The sequence below is a fragment of the Blastococcus sp. SYSU DS0669 genome, assembly GCF_054050895.1.
Genome location: NZ_JBJHAE010000006.1, coordinates 191170 through 205772, shown reverse-complemented (window position 1 = coordinate 205772; position 14603 = coordinate 191170). Strand labels below are relative to the sequence as shown.

Below are 14603 nucleotides of genomic sequence, written 5' to 3'. Positions count from 1 at the left end.
TCACAGGCCGAGGTACGCGCTGCGCACCCGGTCGTCCTCGGCGAGCTCAGGCCCGGGGCCGGAGAGCACGCAGCTGCCGCTCTCCAGGACGTAGGCCCGGTCGGCCATCCGCAGCGCCTGTGCGGCGTTCTGCTCGACCAGCAGGACGGCGACGCCGCGGTCGCGGATGGTCCGCACCGCCTCGAGCACCGCCCAGGTCAGCTTGGGCGCGAGCCCGGTCGACGGCTCGTCGAGCATCAGGAGTTTGGGCCGGGCCATGAGGGCGCGGCCGATCGCCAGCATCTGCTGCTGACCGCCGCTGAGCGTCTCCGCGGCCTGCCGCCGCCGCTCCTGGAGGATGGGGAACAGCTCGAACACCTCGGTGAGGGAGGCCTGCACCTCGGGCGCCTTCTGGGTCCAGCCGCCCATGCGGAGGTTCTCCTCCACGGTCAGCGGCCCGAACAGCGCGCGCTCCTCGGGCACCTGCACGAGCCCGCGGCGGACCAGCTCGGCGGTGCGGACGCCGTCGGCCCGCTGGCCGTCGAAGCTGATCGACCCCGAGGTGGTGGGCAGCAGACCGGAGATCGCCCGCAGCGTCGTCGTCTTGCCCGCACCGTTGGCGCCGACCACCGCCACGATCTCGCCGGCCTCCACCCTGAGGTCGAGCTCGTGCAGGATCTGCAGCCCGTGGTAGCCGGCGCAGAGACCGTCAAGAACCAGCACCGGCCGGCTCCTCTCCGAGGTAGGCCTCGATCACCCGGGGGTCCTGGGTGACCTCCGCGGGGGAGCCTGCGGTGAGCACCCGGCCCTGCTCGAGGACGAGCACCGAGTCCGACAGCCGCATCACCGCGGCCATGATGTGCTCGACGAAGACGAGGGTGATCCCGTCGTCGGACCGCAGGGTCTCGAGCAGCTCCATCACCGGCAGGCGCTCGGCCGGGAGCAGCCCGGCGAGCACCTCGTCCAGCAGCAGGACCCGCGGCCGGGACGCCAGCGCGCGGGCGAGCTCCAGGCGCTTGAGCCCGGCAGTGGGCAGCCCGTCGCTGCGGGCGTCGCGCCACCGCGACAGCCCGACCCGCTCGACGACGTCGGCCGCCGTGTCGCCGGCCGCGCGCCGCGAGGTGCCGTGGGCCATCGCCGCCACCGCGACGTTCTCCAGCACGCTCATGCTGCCGAAGGGCTTCATGAGCTGGAAGGTCCGCGCCATGCCGGCCCGCGACACCTTGTGCGGCTTCGCCCCGGTGACGTCGGCGCCGCCGAGCCGGACGGTGCCGGTGTCGGGTGCGATCGCCCCGGCGATGCAGTTGAACAGCGTGGTCTTCCCGGCGCCGTTGGGCCCGATGATCCCGAGGATGCTGCCCTCCTCCACCGCGAAGGAGACGTCGTCGACGGCCCGGAGGCCGCGGAAGGTCTTGCTGACGTTGTCGACCTGCAGCAGCGTCACCGCCGTTCCCACCTCTCGCGGATGGCCCCGTACACCCCTTGCGGGAGGAGCAGGACGATGAGGATGAGCAGCACCGCGTAGACCATGACGTCCAGCCCCGCGCGGCCCTGCAGGAACTCCAGACCGGGCGGCGGGTCGCGCAGCAGGGTGGCCGTGAGGTCGTTGAGCGGGCCGAGGATGGCCGCGCCGATGACCGGCCCCCAGATCGTCGCGACGCCGCCGATGACCGCGGGAAGGATCGCCTGGATCGAGACGCTGGACCCGAAGGCGACGTCGGGGTCGACGAAGAAGTAGTACTGGACGTAGAAGGTGCCGGCGACCGAGGTGATCGCGGCCGAGAGCATGATCGTGATCAGCTTCGTGCGCATCACCGGGATGCCGAGGGCCGCCGCGGCGTCCTCGTCGTCCCGCACCGCCACCGTGAACCGGCCGATCCGCGATCGCAGGAACACGATGGTGGTCACCAGCGCGGCGACCGTCAGCGCCAGGGCGATCCAGAAGTACTCCGCCGCGCCCGGCTCGAACTGGATGAAGGCCCAGGAGGACTCCGGCCGCAGCGGGACGTTGTACCCGACGGCGCGGTTGACCAGGTCGCTGTTGATCGCCAGCAGCCGCAGCATCTCCGCGAAGGCGAAGGTGGAGAGCGCGAAGTACGCGCCCTTGAGCCGGTAGCGCAGCGCCAGGAAGCCGATCAGCGCCGCGAAGAGGGCGGCGGCCACCATGCCGGCGAGCATCCCGATCCACGGGGAGACGCCCCGCTCGACCAGCAGCCACACGCTCACGTAGGCGCCGATGCCGAAGTAGGCGGCGTGACCGAAGCTGAACATCCCGCCGAAGCCGCTCATGATGTTCCAGCCGATCGCCAGGATGGCGAAGATCAGCACCCGCACCGCGACGGCCTGCTGCGCCGGCGGCAGGACCAGCGGGAGGACCGCCAGCACCGCGGCGAGGACGGCCACCGCCACCAGGTGCTTGCCCCACGGGGGCTGGGGCAGCGTCCGCGGCTCCGCGGGGTTCTGCACCGCCGTGCTCATGCCGCCCTCCCGAACAGGCCCTGGGGACGGAGGAACAGCACCAGGACGAAGACGATGAACACCGACAGCAGCGGGCTCTGGCCCGGCAGGTAGAGGGCGCCCAACTGCTCGGTCAGCCCGATCAGCAGCCCCCCGACGAGCGCGCCGACGACGTTCCCCATGCCGCCCAGCACCACGACGACGAACGCGACGATGTTGAACAGCTCGCCGGTGGTCGGCTCGATGGTCACCAGCGGGGCGACCAGGACGCCGGCCGCGCCCGCGCAGGCGGTGCCGATGGCGAAGGTGGCCATGTAGATCCGCCGGGTGTCGATGCCGACCATCTGCGCGCCGGTGTCGTTCGCCGCCACCGCCCGGATCGCCGTGCCCAGCCGGGTGCGCTGCAGCAGCAGGTAGAGCAGCCCCGCCAGGACCAGCGCGACGGCGAAGGCCAGCAGGCGGCCCACGGTCACCACCGCGCCGAAGACGTCGACCCCGGTGTCGTTGGGCAGGCGCGCCGACTGCGGGTTGGGGCCGTAGAAGAGCAGCAGCCCGTTGTCGATGAGCAGCGCGAGGCCCAGGGTGATCAGCAGCTGGTTCTCCAGCGGCTTGCCCATCGCGCCCGAGAGGATGAACCGCTGCACCGCCGCCCCGAGCAGGAACATGAGCGGGACGCTCACCAGCAGGGCGACGTACGGGTGCACCCCGAACCTGCCCACCATCTCCACGGTGATGTAGAGGGCGACCGCCAGGAACGCGCCGTGCGCGAAGTTGACGATGTCCAGCACACCGAAGATGAGGGTCAGGCCCATGGCGACCAGGCCGTAGACGCCGCCGATCATCAGGCCGGTGAGCACCGCCTGGGTGACGACGACCTCGTTGCCGGTCCGCCAGTACGCCAGCCCCAGTGCCACCACCGCGACGGCCACGACCGCCGCCACGCGGACCGCGGCCGCCCGCCGCCGGCCCCCCGGCGCCGGCGTGGTCAGCTGCGTGGTCTGGGGTGGCTCCTCGGTGGAGACGGTGCCCCGGTCCAGGGGCGGGGCACCGTGCTCCTTCGTCGGGTCGGTCACGGGTTCGGCGACGCCGGGTAGACGGGCTCGGTCTCGGCGTACTCGGACGGGAAGACCTGCTGGACGGTGCCGTCGACGACCTGCATGAGGATCGGCGCGGCGTTGGTGTTCTCGCCGGTCTCGTCGAAGGCGATGGGCCCGTCCTGGGCGATCAGCGAGTCCAGCTCGGTCTCGGCGATCGCGTCGCGCAGCTCCGTCGGGTCGGTGGAGCACGCCCGGCCCAGCGCGTCGGCGACGACCCGGACCGCGTCGTAGGTGAGCACCGCGGCGGTGCGGATGTCGTCGTCGAAGGTGTCGCTGTAGAGCTGGGCCAGCTCCTGCGTCTCCGGGTTGGTCATGTCCAGCCGGTAGTTCGCGTCGAAGTAGCCCTCGCCGGCCTCGCCGACCTCGCCGGGGAACTGCGGGGTGTCGAACGCGCCGTTGGCCACGCCCCAGACCGCGTCGAGGCCCGGCTGCACGGTGTCCACGGCCCTGGCCACCAGGACGCCGTCCCGGTAGTAGCCGGCGACCATCATGACGTCGGCCCCGGCCTCCCGGACGGCGGTGATCTGGGTGGTGAAGTCCGAGACGCTGGCCGGGTCGTAGCTGATGACCGGGCCGATCGTCATGCCCTGGCTCTCCGCCTCGGCGGTGAACCCCTCGGCGATCGCGGTACCGAAGGGGCCCTGCTCGTGCAGGATCGCCACCTGCTGGGCCGGGGCGCCGGCCTGCTCGGAGACCTCGGCGAGGTACTCCGCGCCCCGCTGGGCGAGCACCGCGGCGCTGGGCTGCAGGCGGAAGGTGTACTGGTAGCCCTGCTGGAGGATCTCGTCGGCGCTGGAGACGTCGATGACGAAGGGCACCTGGTTGCGCTCGGCCACCGCCGCCACGTTCTGGCTCACCGCGCTGTTGTAGGTGCCGACGAGCGCGACGGCGCCCTCCTGGATCAGCCGCTGGGCCTCGCTCTGGCCGACCTCGGGCGCGCCCTGGCTGTCGGCGCTGGCCAGCTCGAGCTGGGCGCCGTCCAGGCACTCGATGCCGCCGGCCTCGTTGATGGCGTCGACGGCGAGCTGCGCGCCGTTGTCCATCTGCTGGCCGTCGGCGGCGAAGGCCCCGCTGAGCGGGTGGAGCGAGCCGATCGTGATGGTGTCGCCGGAGCCGCCACCCCCGCCGGTGTCACCGGTGCCCTCCGTGCCGGGCGGCGCGGAGCCGCCGCAGGCTGCGAGCGTCAACGGCATAGCGACTGCGACCGCTGCGATCCAGGGCTTCCGCATCTCGTCTCCCGACCTCGACGACGTTCCTCTGCACGAAACGCCTTGGTGACTCGCCACTCTGGCAGCAGGCGCGTCGTGTGCGCAAGATCTCGACACAATTCCTATGTTGCGGTTAAGTTTCGGTCGGACCAGGGCGATTGCGGCACGACAGCGAGTCGTTCTATCGTTCCGCTGACAGGAACAGTGGCGGAACGAGACGAGAGCATGGCGGCGAGTGGCCGCCCGAGCGGGAAGGGGCGGCCGTGGCGGACAACGGAGGCACCGAGGGGGCCGGCCGGGTCGCCGACGTGCTCCTCGCCTTCCTCGACGGCCCACGGTCGCTGGGCGTCTCGGCGATCGCCCGCGAGCTGGACCTCTCCAAGGCCGTCGTGCACCGGATACTGCAGACGCTCGTCCAGCGCGGTCTGCTGACCGCCGACGCGGGCACCCGGGAGTACCGGCTGGGGCCCGCCGCGGCGGCGCTCGGCGCCCGTGCGCTGCGCGGCCTGGACCTGCGCGGGGTGGCCCTCCCGGTGCTCCGCGACCTGCAGCAGGTGACCGGGGAGACGACCACCGTCTCGGCCCGCGTGCCCGGCGGCCGCGTCTACCTGGACCAGGTGGAGAGCCGGCAGGAGATCAAGATGACCGTGGAGATCGGCCGGCGGTTCCCCCTGCACGCCGGCAGCTCCAGCACCTGCATCCTCGCCTTCCTGCCCGACGACGAGATCGACGCGGTGCTCGGCGGGCCCCTCGACCTGCTCACCGATCGCACCATCGCGGACGCGGGGAACCTGCGCCGGCGGATCGAGGACGTCCGGCGCAAGGGCTACGCGTGCTCGGACGGGGAGCGGCAGGAGGGCGCCGGCTCGGTCGCCGCCCCGATCTTCGGCCTCGACGGCTCGGTGCAGGGGGCCATCTCCGTCTGCGGCCCGGCCGCCCGCGTCGACGCCGCCGCGCGGGACCGGTTCGTCCCCTTCCTGATCTCCGCCGCCGACCGCGTCTCCCGCGACATGGGCTGGCGCGGTGGGCTCCCCGCCACGAAAGGACAGGTCCTCGCATGACCTCCGCACTCGCCGGGCTCCGGGTCCTCGACGTCTCGACCCTCTTCGCCGGCCCCCTGGCGGCGACCATGCTCGGCGACTTCGGCGCCGAGGTGATCAAGATCGAGCACCCCAAGGGTGACCCGGTCCGCTACCACGGGGCCAGCAAGGACGGCGTCGGCCTCTGGGGCAAGGTCGTGGGCCGCAACAAGCGCGGCATCACCCTGTACCTGGGCTCGCCCGAGGGGCAGGAGGTCTTCCGCAAGCTCGTCGCCACGGCCGACGTCGTCATCGAGAACTTCCGCCCGGGCACGCTCGAGCGCTGGGGCCTGGGCTACGACGAGCTCAGCCGCGACAACCCGGGGCTGGTGCTGGTCCGGGTCACGGGGTTCGGCCAGTTCGGCCCCTACTCCGGGCGGCCGGGGTTCGGCACGCTCGCCGAGGCGATGAGCGGGTTCGCCGCCATCACCGGCGAGCCCGACGGCCCCCCGACCCTCCCACCGTTCGGCCTCGCCGACGGCATCTCCGCGCTGGCCGCCGCGTTCGCCACCCTCACCGCGCTGCGGGCCCGTGACACCACCGGTCGCGGCCAGGTCGTCGACCTCGCGATCATCGAGCCGATCCTCACCCTGCTCGGCCCCCAGCCGACGGTCTACGACGCCGTCGGCCAGGTGCAGCCGCGCACGGGCAACCGCTCGGCGAACAACGCGCCGCGCAACACCTACCGCACCCGCGACGGGCGCTGGGTGGCGATCTCGACCAGCGCGCAGAGCATCGCCGAGCGCGTCATGCACCTGGTGGGCCGCCCCGAGTTCATCGACGAGCCCTGGTTCGCCTCCGGCGCCGAGCGGGCCGAGCACGCCGACGAGCTCGACGACGCCGTCGGCTCCTGGATCGCCGCCCGGGACCGCGACGAGGTGGTGCGCGCCTTCGAGGAGGCGCAGGCCGCGGTCGCGCCGATCTACGACGTCCGGGACGTGCTGGCCGACCCGCAGTTCCAGGCGCTCGGCAGCCTGGTGCGGGTCCCCGACCCCGAGCTCGGGTCGGTGCTCATGCAGAACGTGATCTTCCGGCTCTCCGAGACCCCCGGCGCGATCGTCAGCGCCGGACCCAGCATCGGCCAGCACACCGAGGAGGTGCTCGCCGAGCTGGGCATCGACGCGGACGAGGTGGCGGCGCTGCGGAGCAAGGGAGCGCTGTGAGCACGTCCCCCCGGTCCTGGCTCTACGTCCCCGGCCACCGGGACGACCGCGTGGCCAAGGCGCTGACCGCCGGCGCCGACGCCGTCGTGGTGGACCTCGAGGACGCGGTCCCCGCGGCGCAGAAGGACCGCGCCCGGGAACTCACCGCCGCCCTGCTCGCCCGACCGCGCACCGGCGGCCCGGCGCTCTGGGTGCGGATCAACCCGCCCGGCACCGAGGCCGGGGAGCGTGACCTCGCGGAGCTGAGCGGGTGCCGGGCCGACGGGATCCGGGTGCCGCGGGCCGACGACCCCGACGCCGTCCGCGCCGTCGGCGACCGGCTCGGCCTGCCCATGCAGCTGCTGCTGGAGACCGCGCGCGGGCTCTGGCGGGCGCACGAGCTGGCCGGGGCGCACGAGCTCGTGGCCGGCATCGGCCTCGGCGAGGCCGATCTCGCCGCCGACCTGCTCGTCGACCGCGACGAGGGGCTGCGCTGGGCCCGCGGCGTGGTCGTCGTCGCGGCACGGGCCGCCGGCCTCCCCTCGCCGGTGCAGAGCGTCTGGACCGATGTCGCCGACCTCGAGGGCCTGCGGGCCAGCAGCCGCACCGGCCGCGCCACCGGGTTCTTCGGCCGGTCGGTGGTGCACCCCCGCCAGCTCGGGCCGGTGCACGAGGTCTACACCCCGTCGCCGGAGGAGGTGACGGCCGCCGAGCGCGTCGTCGCCACCGCCGCGGAGGCCGCCGCCCGCGGCGAGTCGGCCGTCCTCGACGCCGACGGCCGGTTCGTCGACCCCGCCGTCGTGGCCCGTGCACGAACCGTGCTGGAACGCATCCCGTCCGCCCCGCCCTCCCCCGCCCCCTCGTCAGGAGAGACCAGATGACCACCACCGCCCCGGCGGCCACGGATGCGCTGCTCGGCGCCGTCCGTGGCGGCGTCCGCCTCGTCGAGCTGGGCCAGCCCTTCTTCACCGGGATGCCGTGCTCGCCGAACCACCCGGGCTTCCGGATGACCCTCATCCGCCGGCACGGCGACATGGTGCGACCCGACGGCGGCTCGGCCTCCAACGAGATCATCGTGACCGGTGGCCACGTCGGCACCCACGTGGACGCGCTCTCCCACGTCAGCCACGACGGCCTGCTGCACGGTGGCGTGGACGCGGCCGAGGCGCAGACCGGCGGCCGCTTCACCGAGCACGGCGCCGAGCACACCCCGGCCATGCTCACCCGCGGCGTGCTGCTCGACGTCGCGGCGGTGCACGGTGTCGACGTGCTCCCGGCCGGTTACGGGGTCACCGCCGACGACCTGGAGCGGGCGTCCGAGCGCGCCGGGGCCCGCCCGGGCGAGGGCGACGTCGCGCTGATCCGCACCGGCTGGGCCCGCCACTTCGGGGAGCCCGCCGTCTACCTGGGCCAGGCCGATGGCGTGCCCGGGGCGACCCCCGAGGCCGGCGAGTGGCTGGCGGCGGCGGGGGTGCGGGCGACGGGAGCGGACACCACCGCGTTCGAGCAGATCCGGCCCGGCGCCGGGCACAGCATCCTGCCGGTCCACCGCATCCTGCTGGTCGAGAACGGCATCTACATCATCGAGCACCTCGACCTGGAGGCCGCCGCGGAGCAGGGCCTCACCGAGTTCGTCTTCGTCATGGCCCCGCTGCGCATCGTCGGCGGCACGGGCTCGCCGGTGCGCCCCCTGGCGGCGGTGCAGGCGTGACCGGTCCGACGATCGTCCAGCGGCTGGCCGGGCTGGCGGCCGACACCCGCGCGAACGGCCTCCCCGAGGGCATGCGCGACGACGTGGCCCGGCGGGTGCTGGACCTGCTGGGCAACAGCCTGGCGGCGACCGGAGAGGTCTCGGCGTCGGCCGTCACCGCCGTCGTCCGGGGCTGGGGCGGCCCCGAGGACGCGACCGCGATCGGCACCGGGCTGCGGGTCCCGGCCGCCGCCGCCGCGCTGGTGAACGGCACGCTGGCGCACTCCCTCGACTTCGACGACACGCACCTGCCCTCGGTGCTGCACCCGTCGGCCTCGGTGGTGGCCGCCGCGCTCGCGGTGGCCGAGGCGACCGGCGCGAGCGGTCCGGCGCTGCTCGACGCCGCCGGTGTCGGCATCGAGGTCGCCGTCCGGCTGGGCATGGGCGGCTACGACGCCGAGCTCGGCAACTCCGAGTTCTTCGAGCGCGGCCAGCACGCGACCTCGATCTGCGGGGCCATCGGCTCCGCCGTCGCGGCGGCCACGGTGGGCGGGCTGGACGCAGAGGGGATCGCGCACGCCGCGGGGATCGCCGCCTCGATGGGCTCGGGCCTGATCGAGGCCAACCGCACGGGCGGCACGGTGAAGCGGGTGCACTGCGGCTGGGCCGCGCACGCCGGGGTGGTCGCCGCCGACCTGGCCCGCCACGGGCTCACCGGCCCGCCGACGGTCATCGAGGGCCGGTTCGGCTTCCTGCACGCGTTCTGCGGGGAGCGGGCCGACGTCGACGCCGTCGTCGACCGGCTGGGCGAGCACTGGGAGCTGCCGGGCATCTTCTTCAAGCCCTACCCGTGCAACCACTTCACCCACGCCGGCGTGGACGCCGCCCTGGAGCTCCGGGCCCGCGGCGTGCGACCCGAGGAGGTCACGGCGATCGAGCTGGGCGCCCCCACGGCCGTCCTGCGCACGATCGGCGAGCCCGCCGAGGAGAAGGCGCGGCCCCGCTCCGGCTACCACGCCGCCTTCAGCGGCCCGTACACCGTCGCCGCCGCGCTGACCGGCGGCGGCGGGCTGGGCCTGTTCCACGAGGACTTCACCGACGAGGCCGCCGCGGACCCCGACCGGCTGCGGCTGGCGGCGCTCGTGCGCTGCGTGCCCGACGCCCGGTGCGACGAGATCTTCCCGCACCAGTTCCCCGCGGTGCTGCGCGTGGAGTGCCGCGACGGCGCCCGGCACGAGGTCCGGGTCGACGCCAACCGGGGCGGGCCCGCCAACCCGCTCTCGTCGGACGAGCTGGCGGAGAAGTTCCGGCTCAACGCCCGCCGGGTGCTCGACGACGACACCGCCCGCAGCGTCGCCGACGCCGCCCTGGGCCTCCCGCACGCGGCCGACGTCCGGGCGCTCATGGCGGGGGTCCGGGGATGACCTCCCCCGGGCCGGCGCCGTCCGCGAGCCGCGTCGAGCGCCTCGTGGAGTGGGCGCTCGGCCCGGAGGTGCTGCGGGCGGAGGACACCGGGCACCTGGTCACCGTCGTGACCGACACGCTCGCGGCGGTCGTCGGCGCCTCGGTCGAGGCGGAGGTCCGGCAGGCGGCCCTGGCGGCCCCGCGCCTCGGCGGTTGCGGCCCGGCCACCGTGCTCGCCTCCGGTGCGGGCACCAGCCCGGCCGCGGCGGCGCTGGTCAACGGGCTGGCCGCCGTCCGGCTCGAGCTCGACGAAGGGCACGCGCACGCGGCGAACCACCCGAGCGCGCACACCCTGCCGGCGGTGCTCGCCGCGGCGGAGGAGGTCGACGCGTCGGGCCCGGAGCTGCTGGCCGCGGCGGCCGCCGCGTACGAGGTCGCCGTCCGCTTCGCCCGCGGGCTGCGGCTGCGCCGGGCCGTGCACCCGTTCGGGACCGCGATGGCCTGCGGCGCGGCCGTCGGCGTGGCCCGGCTGCGCGGCTGCGACGTGGCGACCGCCGTCCAGGCCGTGCTCATCGCCACCGCGCTCTCCCCGGCGTCCACGCAGCACGCCGCCAACCGCGGGGCGACGGTCCGCAACGCGCTCACCGGGGTCTGCGCGTCCAACGGGGTGCTCGCCGTCGAGCTGGCCGCGACCGGCACCACCGGTGACCCCCGCGCGCCGGAGATCGTCTTCGGCGAGATCCTCGGCTCGTCCTTCGACGCCGGGCACCTGGTCCAGGAGCTCGGCACGCTGCGGTACCTGACCACCGGCTACCTCAAGCTGCACGCCTGCAGCCGGTGGAACCACGCGCCGATCGAGGCCACCGAGCAGCTGATCGCGGCGCACGGGGTCCGCGCCGACGAGGTGGCCGACGTCCTCGTCGCGACCTACGCCCCGGCGACCCGCCTGGACGGCCGTGACGCCCCCAGCGGCTTCGCGGGCAAGCACTCCATCCCCTACTCCGTCGCCGCGCGCCTCGTGCGCCGGGACAACGGGATCGACGCCTACACCGACGAGGCCGCCGCCGACCCGGCGCTGCGGGCACTGATGGCCCGCGTCACCGTCGTCGAGGACCCGGCCATGACGGCCGCGGCGCCCGCCGTCCGCGGTGCGCGCGTCTCGCTGACGCTGCGGGACGGCCGGACCCTGACCGCCACGGAGGACGACCCCCCGGGCGGCCCGACCCGCCCCTACCCGGCCGCCGGGATCGCGGCCAAGCACCGGGCGCTGCTGACGCGCGCGCTGAGCGACGACGCCGCCGACGCCGCCCTCGCCTGGTGCGCCGGGCTGCCGGACGCCACCTCGGTGCGCGGCCTCGCCACCGCCGTCGGGGGCCGGCGGTGACCGCGGCCGGCGTGCTCGGGGCCGCCGTGGCGAGGACGTCGTGGGCGAGCTCCCCCACGGCCGTCCGCCACCGCGTGGTCGACCTCGTCGCCGACTGCGTCGCCGTCACGGCGCTGGGCTCCCGCCGGGCGGAGCTCGAGCGGCTCGTCACCGCCTGCTCCGGTGCGCCGGAGGGGGCGGCGACCGTCGTCGGCTCGGCCCGCGGGTGGCCCTCGGCGACGGCGGCCTTCCTCAACGGCTGCGCCGTCGCCGCCGATCAGCTGCAGGACGGGCACCGGGAGGCCCGCGGCCACCCCGCCTCGCACGTCGTCCCCGCCGTGCTCGCGCTGGCCGAGGAGCGGAGCTGCTCCGGGGAGGAGACGCTCTCCGCCGTCCTGGCCGGCTACGAGGCCGGTGTGCGCGTGGGCCGGGCGATGGGCGGCACCCCCGACGGCGTCCACGACATCGGCACCTGGGGGCAGGTCGCCGTCGCCGCCGCCGTCGCCCGGCTGCTGGCCCCGGGCGACGCCGCGGCCGCCCGCCGGGCCCTCGAGCTCTCGGCCGCCGCGGTGCTGCTCACGGACGCGCGCACCGTCTTCTCCGGCACCACCGGCTCCCACGCCTTCCTGGGGGCGTCGGTGCAGCTCGGGCTCTCCCTGGGCGGCGCCGCCGTCGCCGGGCTCGCGGCCGCCGAGGGCGCGCTGGACCACCACCTCGGCGCGGTCGCCGCCCGCGCCTGGGACCCGGCCGCGCTCGCCGCAGGGGTCGGCGACCCGTGGGACGAGCACGAGGTCCTCGGCGGGTACGTGAAGGCCCACCCCACCTGTGCCCACCTGCACGGGGTCAACGACGCGGTGGCCGACCTGGTCGCCCGGGGCGTACGGGGCGCGGACGTGCGGTCGGTGGAGGTGCGCGTCTCCGCCGGGGCGGCCGCCTTCGACGGCGTCGCCGACGGCGAGCTCGCCGCCCGGTTCAGCGTGCCGACGTCGGTGGCCGTCGCCCTGCTCACCGGCCGGCTGGACGAGACCACCCTGACCGCGGCGACCGTGGCCGCCCCCGAGGTGCGCGAGCTCGCCGGCCGGGTCCGCGTCGTGCACGACCCGGCCCTGGACGACGGCTACCCGGCGGGCCGGCCGGCGCGGGTGCGCGTGGAGCTCGGCGACGGCACCGCCCACCACGCGGGGGCCGGCCGCCCGCGGGGCGACGCCGACCGCGCCTTCACGCGGTCCGAGCTGGCCGCCAAGGCCGGGCGGCTGCTCGCCGTCCGCTTCGGCACCGCGGCGCCCGAGCTGGTCGGCGCCGTGCACGCCCTCGCGTCCGGTGGGACGCCGCGGGACCTCGGGGCGGCCCTGCGGCGGGCCGCCGGCGACGGGGGTGCGCGGTGATCGTCACCCGCCGCGCCGGCGCGCTGGAGCTGGTCGAGCAGGTGGAGCACGGGCGGGTCGCCGGCGAGCTCGCCGGCGCCTGGGGCAACGCGGCGTTCGAGGTGCCCACCCCGCTGCACTCCGTCCGCACCGCCGCGGCGCGCCACGACGAGGGCTGGCGCGCCTGGGACGCCCGCGTGCTCTTCTCCGAGCTGGAGCGCCGCCCCCTGCACTTCACCGAGATCGACGCCGGGGAGCACGTGCGGCTGTACCGCCAGGGCGTGGAGGAGGTGTCGCTGGCCGACGTCTACTCCGGCGTGCTGGTCGGCATGCACTGGACGGGGCTGTACCGCGGGCGCTGGGCCGCGCCCGGCGCGGCGGCGCGCGTCGGCCGCTCGGCGGAGGACCGACGGCTGCAGGGCGAGGTCGTGGACGCCGAGGAGCGGCGCTGGATCGACGCCAAGCGGCGCGCCTGGACCGGGGACGAGCCGCGCAGCGTCTTCGAGACCCAGCTCTGGCACAACTACGAGCTGCTCCAGTTCTGGGACCTCCTCTCGCTGTACCTGGCGGTCACCCCGCCCGACGAGGCGGGCACCGAGGGCGCCCCGCCGCAGCCGTGGGGCCCGCAGCTGCGGCGGCTGGAGCACGGCCCCGAGCCCGTCGTCCTCCCGCCGGTGCCCCTGCGTCCCGGGGGCGAGCGGGTCGCCGTCACCGCCACGGTCCCCGCGCCGGGGACGGTCGCGCTGGCCCCCTTCCCGTTCCGGGCACCGCTGGAGGTCGGGCTCGAGCGCGTGCTCGTCCCCGACCGCGGCTGGAGCCACGAGGAGCTGGTCGCCCGGCTGCGGCGGACCCGCCGCTCCACGGTCACCTGGCGGCTGGTCCCCGCGGACGGGGCACGGCCGTGACCGAGGACGGGCAGCTCGCCGCCGCGCGCCGCGCCGCGCTCGCCTTCGTGGCGGCGGAGGCCGGCTTCGCCCAGCTGACGACGATCGACCGGGACGGCTTCCCCGTCGGCCGCACCATGACGGCCTTCCTGAACCCCGACTGGTCGGTCGACCTCGTGCAGCGGCGCACGCACGCCCGGCTGGTCCAGCTGCGGCGGGACCCCCGGCTGCTGGTCACCTGGGTCGGCCACCCCGCGCCCGGTGCGACCAACGAGCGCCCGCACGTGTTCGACATCGGCCGGCTGCCGCCACGCGCCGTCTTCGTCCGGGGGACGGCGGCCTTCCTGGACGACGCGGCGACGATCGCGCTCTACCTGCACCACGTCGGTCAGCAGCGGGCGCGCGGCTTCACGAAGGCCCCGCTGCGCACCCCCGAGCAGGTCGTCGAGGACCTCGTGGGCGTGCACGTGACGCCGCACCGCATCCGCCTCGAGGGCTTCGGCGAGGGCGCCCAGGCCTTCGACTGGACCCACCCCGACCCCGCGGACGCCGTCCGCCCCACCCAGGGAGAGACATGAGCATCACGACCATCCTCGGCTACGACATCCAGCCCGGCGTCAGCGCCGAGGAGTACGAGGCCTGGCTGTTCGACGTCCACGCCCCCGACCTGCTGGCCAACCCGCACCTGGACCGCATCGTGTTCAACAAGGTACTGCGCCCGGTGCGCCAGGCCTCGGGCGGCACCGCCGACGTGCCGGAGGGGCTCTCCTTCTACCGCATCGCCGAGATGCACTTCGCCGACGAGCAGGCCTACGCCGACTACCTGGCGTGGTTCCAGGAGCACCCGATCCCGGCCGAGCGCGGCCCGGCGGGGCGGACGGACTTCAAGTTCTACCTCGTCACGGAGAGCACGGAGGTCACCCGCTGACCGGGGCC

15 protein-coding genes are annotated in these 14603 nt (G+C 75.3%); 10 read left to right on the top strand and 5 right to left on the bottom strand.

The features are described from left to right. The 5 genes from ACI792_RS09480 to ACI792_RS09460 are packed head-to-tail and all read right to left on the bottom strand — an operon-like array spanning position 1 to position 4720. Positions 1-702: an ABC transporter ATP-binding protein gene (locus tag ACI792_RS09480; protein WP_456602377.1), complete on the bottom strand. Its 702-nt coding sequence runs from the start codon at positions 700-702 to the stop codon at positions 1-3. Further along, positions 689-1423 carry an ABC transporter ATP-binding protein gene (locus ACI792_RS09475; RefSeq protein WP_456602376.1) on the bottom strand — a complete coding sequence of 245 codons (735 nt, stop codon included), beginning with the start codon at positions 1421-1423 and terminating at the stop codon, positions 689-691. Before ACI792_RS09475 ends, ACI792_RS09480 begins: the two co-directional genes overlap by 14 nt. After that, entirely contained in the window at positions 1420-2457 is a 1038-nt protein-coding gene (locus ACI792_RS09470) for a branched-chain amino acid ABC transporter permease (RefSeq protein WP_456602375.1), read from the bottom strand. Before ACI792_RS09470 ends, ACI792_RS09475 begins: the two co-directional genes overlap by 4 nt. Beyond that, positions 2454-3509, bottom strand: a complete 1056-nt coding sequence (locus tag ACI792_RS09465) for a branched-chain amino acid ABC transporter permease (protein ID WP_456602374.1) — start codon at positions 3507-3509, stop codon at positions 2454-2456. The genes ACI792_RS09470 and ACI792_RS09465 overlap by 4 nt, the downstream gene beginning before the upstream one ends. Then, on the bottom strand, positions 3506-4720 hold the full coding sequence (locus ACI792_RS09460) for an ABC transporter substrate-binding protein (RefSeq protein ID WP_456581041.1): 1215 nt from the start codon (positions 4718-4720) through the stop codon (positions 3506-3508). Before ACI792_RS09460 ends, ACI792_RS09465 begins: the two co-directional genes overlap by 4 nt. Positions 4721-5004: 284 nt before the next feature. Here ACI792_RS09460 and ACI792_RS09455 point away from each other — a divergent pair, with 284 nt between their 5' ends. Genes ACI792_RS09455 through ACI792_RS09410 form a run of 10 tightly spaced genes read left to right on the top strand, consistent with a single transcriptional unit; the run spans position 5005 to position 14595 of the window. Beyond that, complete coding sequence (locus ACI792_RS09455; RefSeq protein ID WP_456602373.1) at positions 5005-5802, top strand: IclR family transcriptional regulator; 798 nt, start codon at positions 5005-5007, stop codon at positions 5800-5802. Next, positions 5799-6983: a CaiB/BaiF CoA transferase family protein gene (locus tag ACI792_RS09450; protein WP_456602372.1), complete on the top strand. Its 1185-nt coding sequence runs from the start codon at positions 5799-5801 to the stop codon at positions 6981-6983. Before ACI792_RS09455 ends, ACI792_RS09450 begins: the two co-directional genes overlap by 4 nt. After that, positions 6980-7843 carry an HpcH/HpaI aldolase/citrate lyase family protein gene (locus tag ACI792_RS09445; RefSeq protein WP_456602371.1) on the top strand — a complete coding sequence of 288 codons (864 nt, stop codon included), beginning with the start codon at positions 6980-6982 and terminating at the stop codon, positions 7841-7843. The genes ACI792_RS09450 and ACI792_RS09445 overlap by 4 nt, the downstream gene beginning before the upstream one ends. Next, complete coding sequence (locus ACI792_RS09440) at positions 7840-8673, top strand: cyclase family protein (protein WP_456581037.1); 834 nt, start codon at positions 7840-7842, stop codon at positions 8671-8673. The genes ACI792_RS09445 and ACI792_RS09440 overlap by 4 nt, the downstream gene beginning before the upstream one ends. Further along, the gene (locus ACI792_RS09435) at positions 8670-10076 is read left to right on the top strand and encodes an MmgE/PrpD family protein (RefSeq protein ID WP_456602370.1); all 1407 of its coding nucleotides are present in this window, start codon (positions 8670-8672) and stop codon (positions 10074-10076) included. The genes ACI792_RS09440 and ACI792_RS09435 overlap by 4 nt, the downstream gene beginning before the upstream one ends. Beyond that, positions 10073-11440: an MmgE/PrpD family protein gene (locus tag ACI792_RS09430; protein ID WP_456602369.1), complete on the top strand. Its 1368-nt coding sequence runs from the start codon at positions 10073-10075 to the stop codon at positions 11438-11440. Before ACI792_RS09435 ends, ACI792_RS09430 begins: the two co-directional genes overlap by 4 nt. After that, positions 11437-12804 carry an MmgE/PrpD family protein gene (locus ACI792_RS09425; RefSeq protein ID WP_456602368.1) on the top strand — a complete coding sequence of 456 codons (1368 nt, stop codon included), beginning with the start codon at positions 11437-11439 and terminating at the stop codon, positions 12802-12804. Before ACI792_RS09430 ends, ACI792_RS09425 begins: the two co-directional genes overlap by 4 nt. After that, positions 12801-13688, top strand: a complete 888-nt coding sequence (locus tag ACI792_RS09420) for a DUF3891 family protein (RefSeq protein ID WP_456602367.1) — start codon at positions 12801-12803, stop codon at positions 13686-13688. Before ACI792_RS09425 ends, ACI792_RS09420 begins: the two co-directional genes overlap by 4 nt. Then, positions 13685-14245 (top strand): hypothetical protein, encoded by a 561-nt coding sequence (locus ACI792_RS09415; RefSeq protein ID WP_456602366.1) that lies wholly within the window; start codon positions 13685-13687, stop codon positions 14243-14245. Before ACI792_RS09420 ends, ACI792_RS09415 begins: the two co-directional genes overlap by 4 nt. Then, complete coding sequence (locus ACI792_RS09410) at positions 14242-14595, top strand: hypothetical protein (RefSeq protein ID WP_456602365.1); 354 nt, start codon at positions 14242-14244, stop codon at positions 14593-14595. Before ACI792_RS09415 ends, ACI792_RS09410 begins: the two co-directional genes overlap by 4 nt. Positions 14596-14603 lie beyond the last annotated feature (8 nt).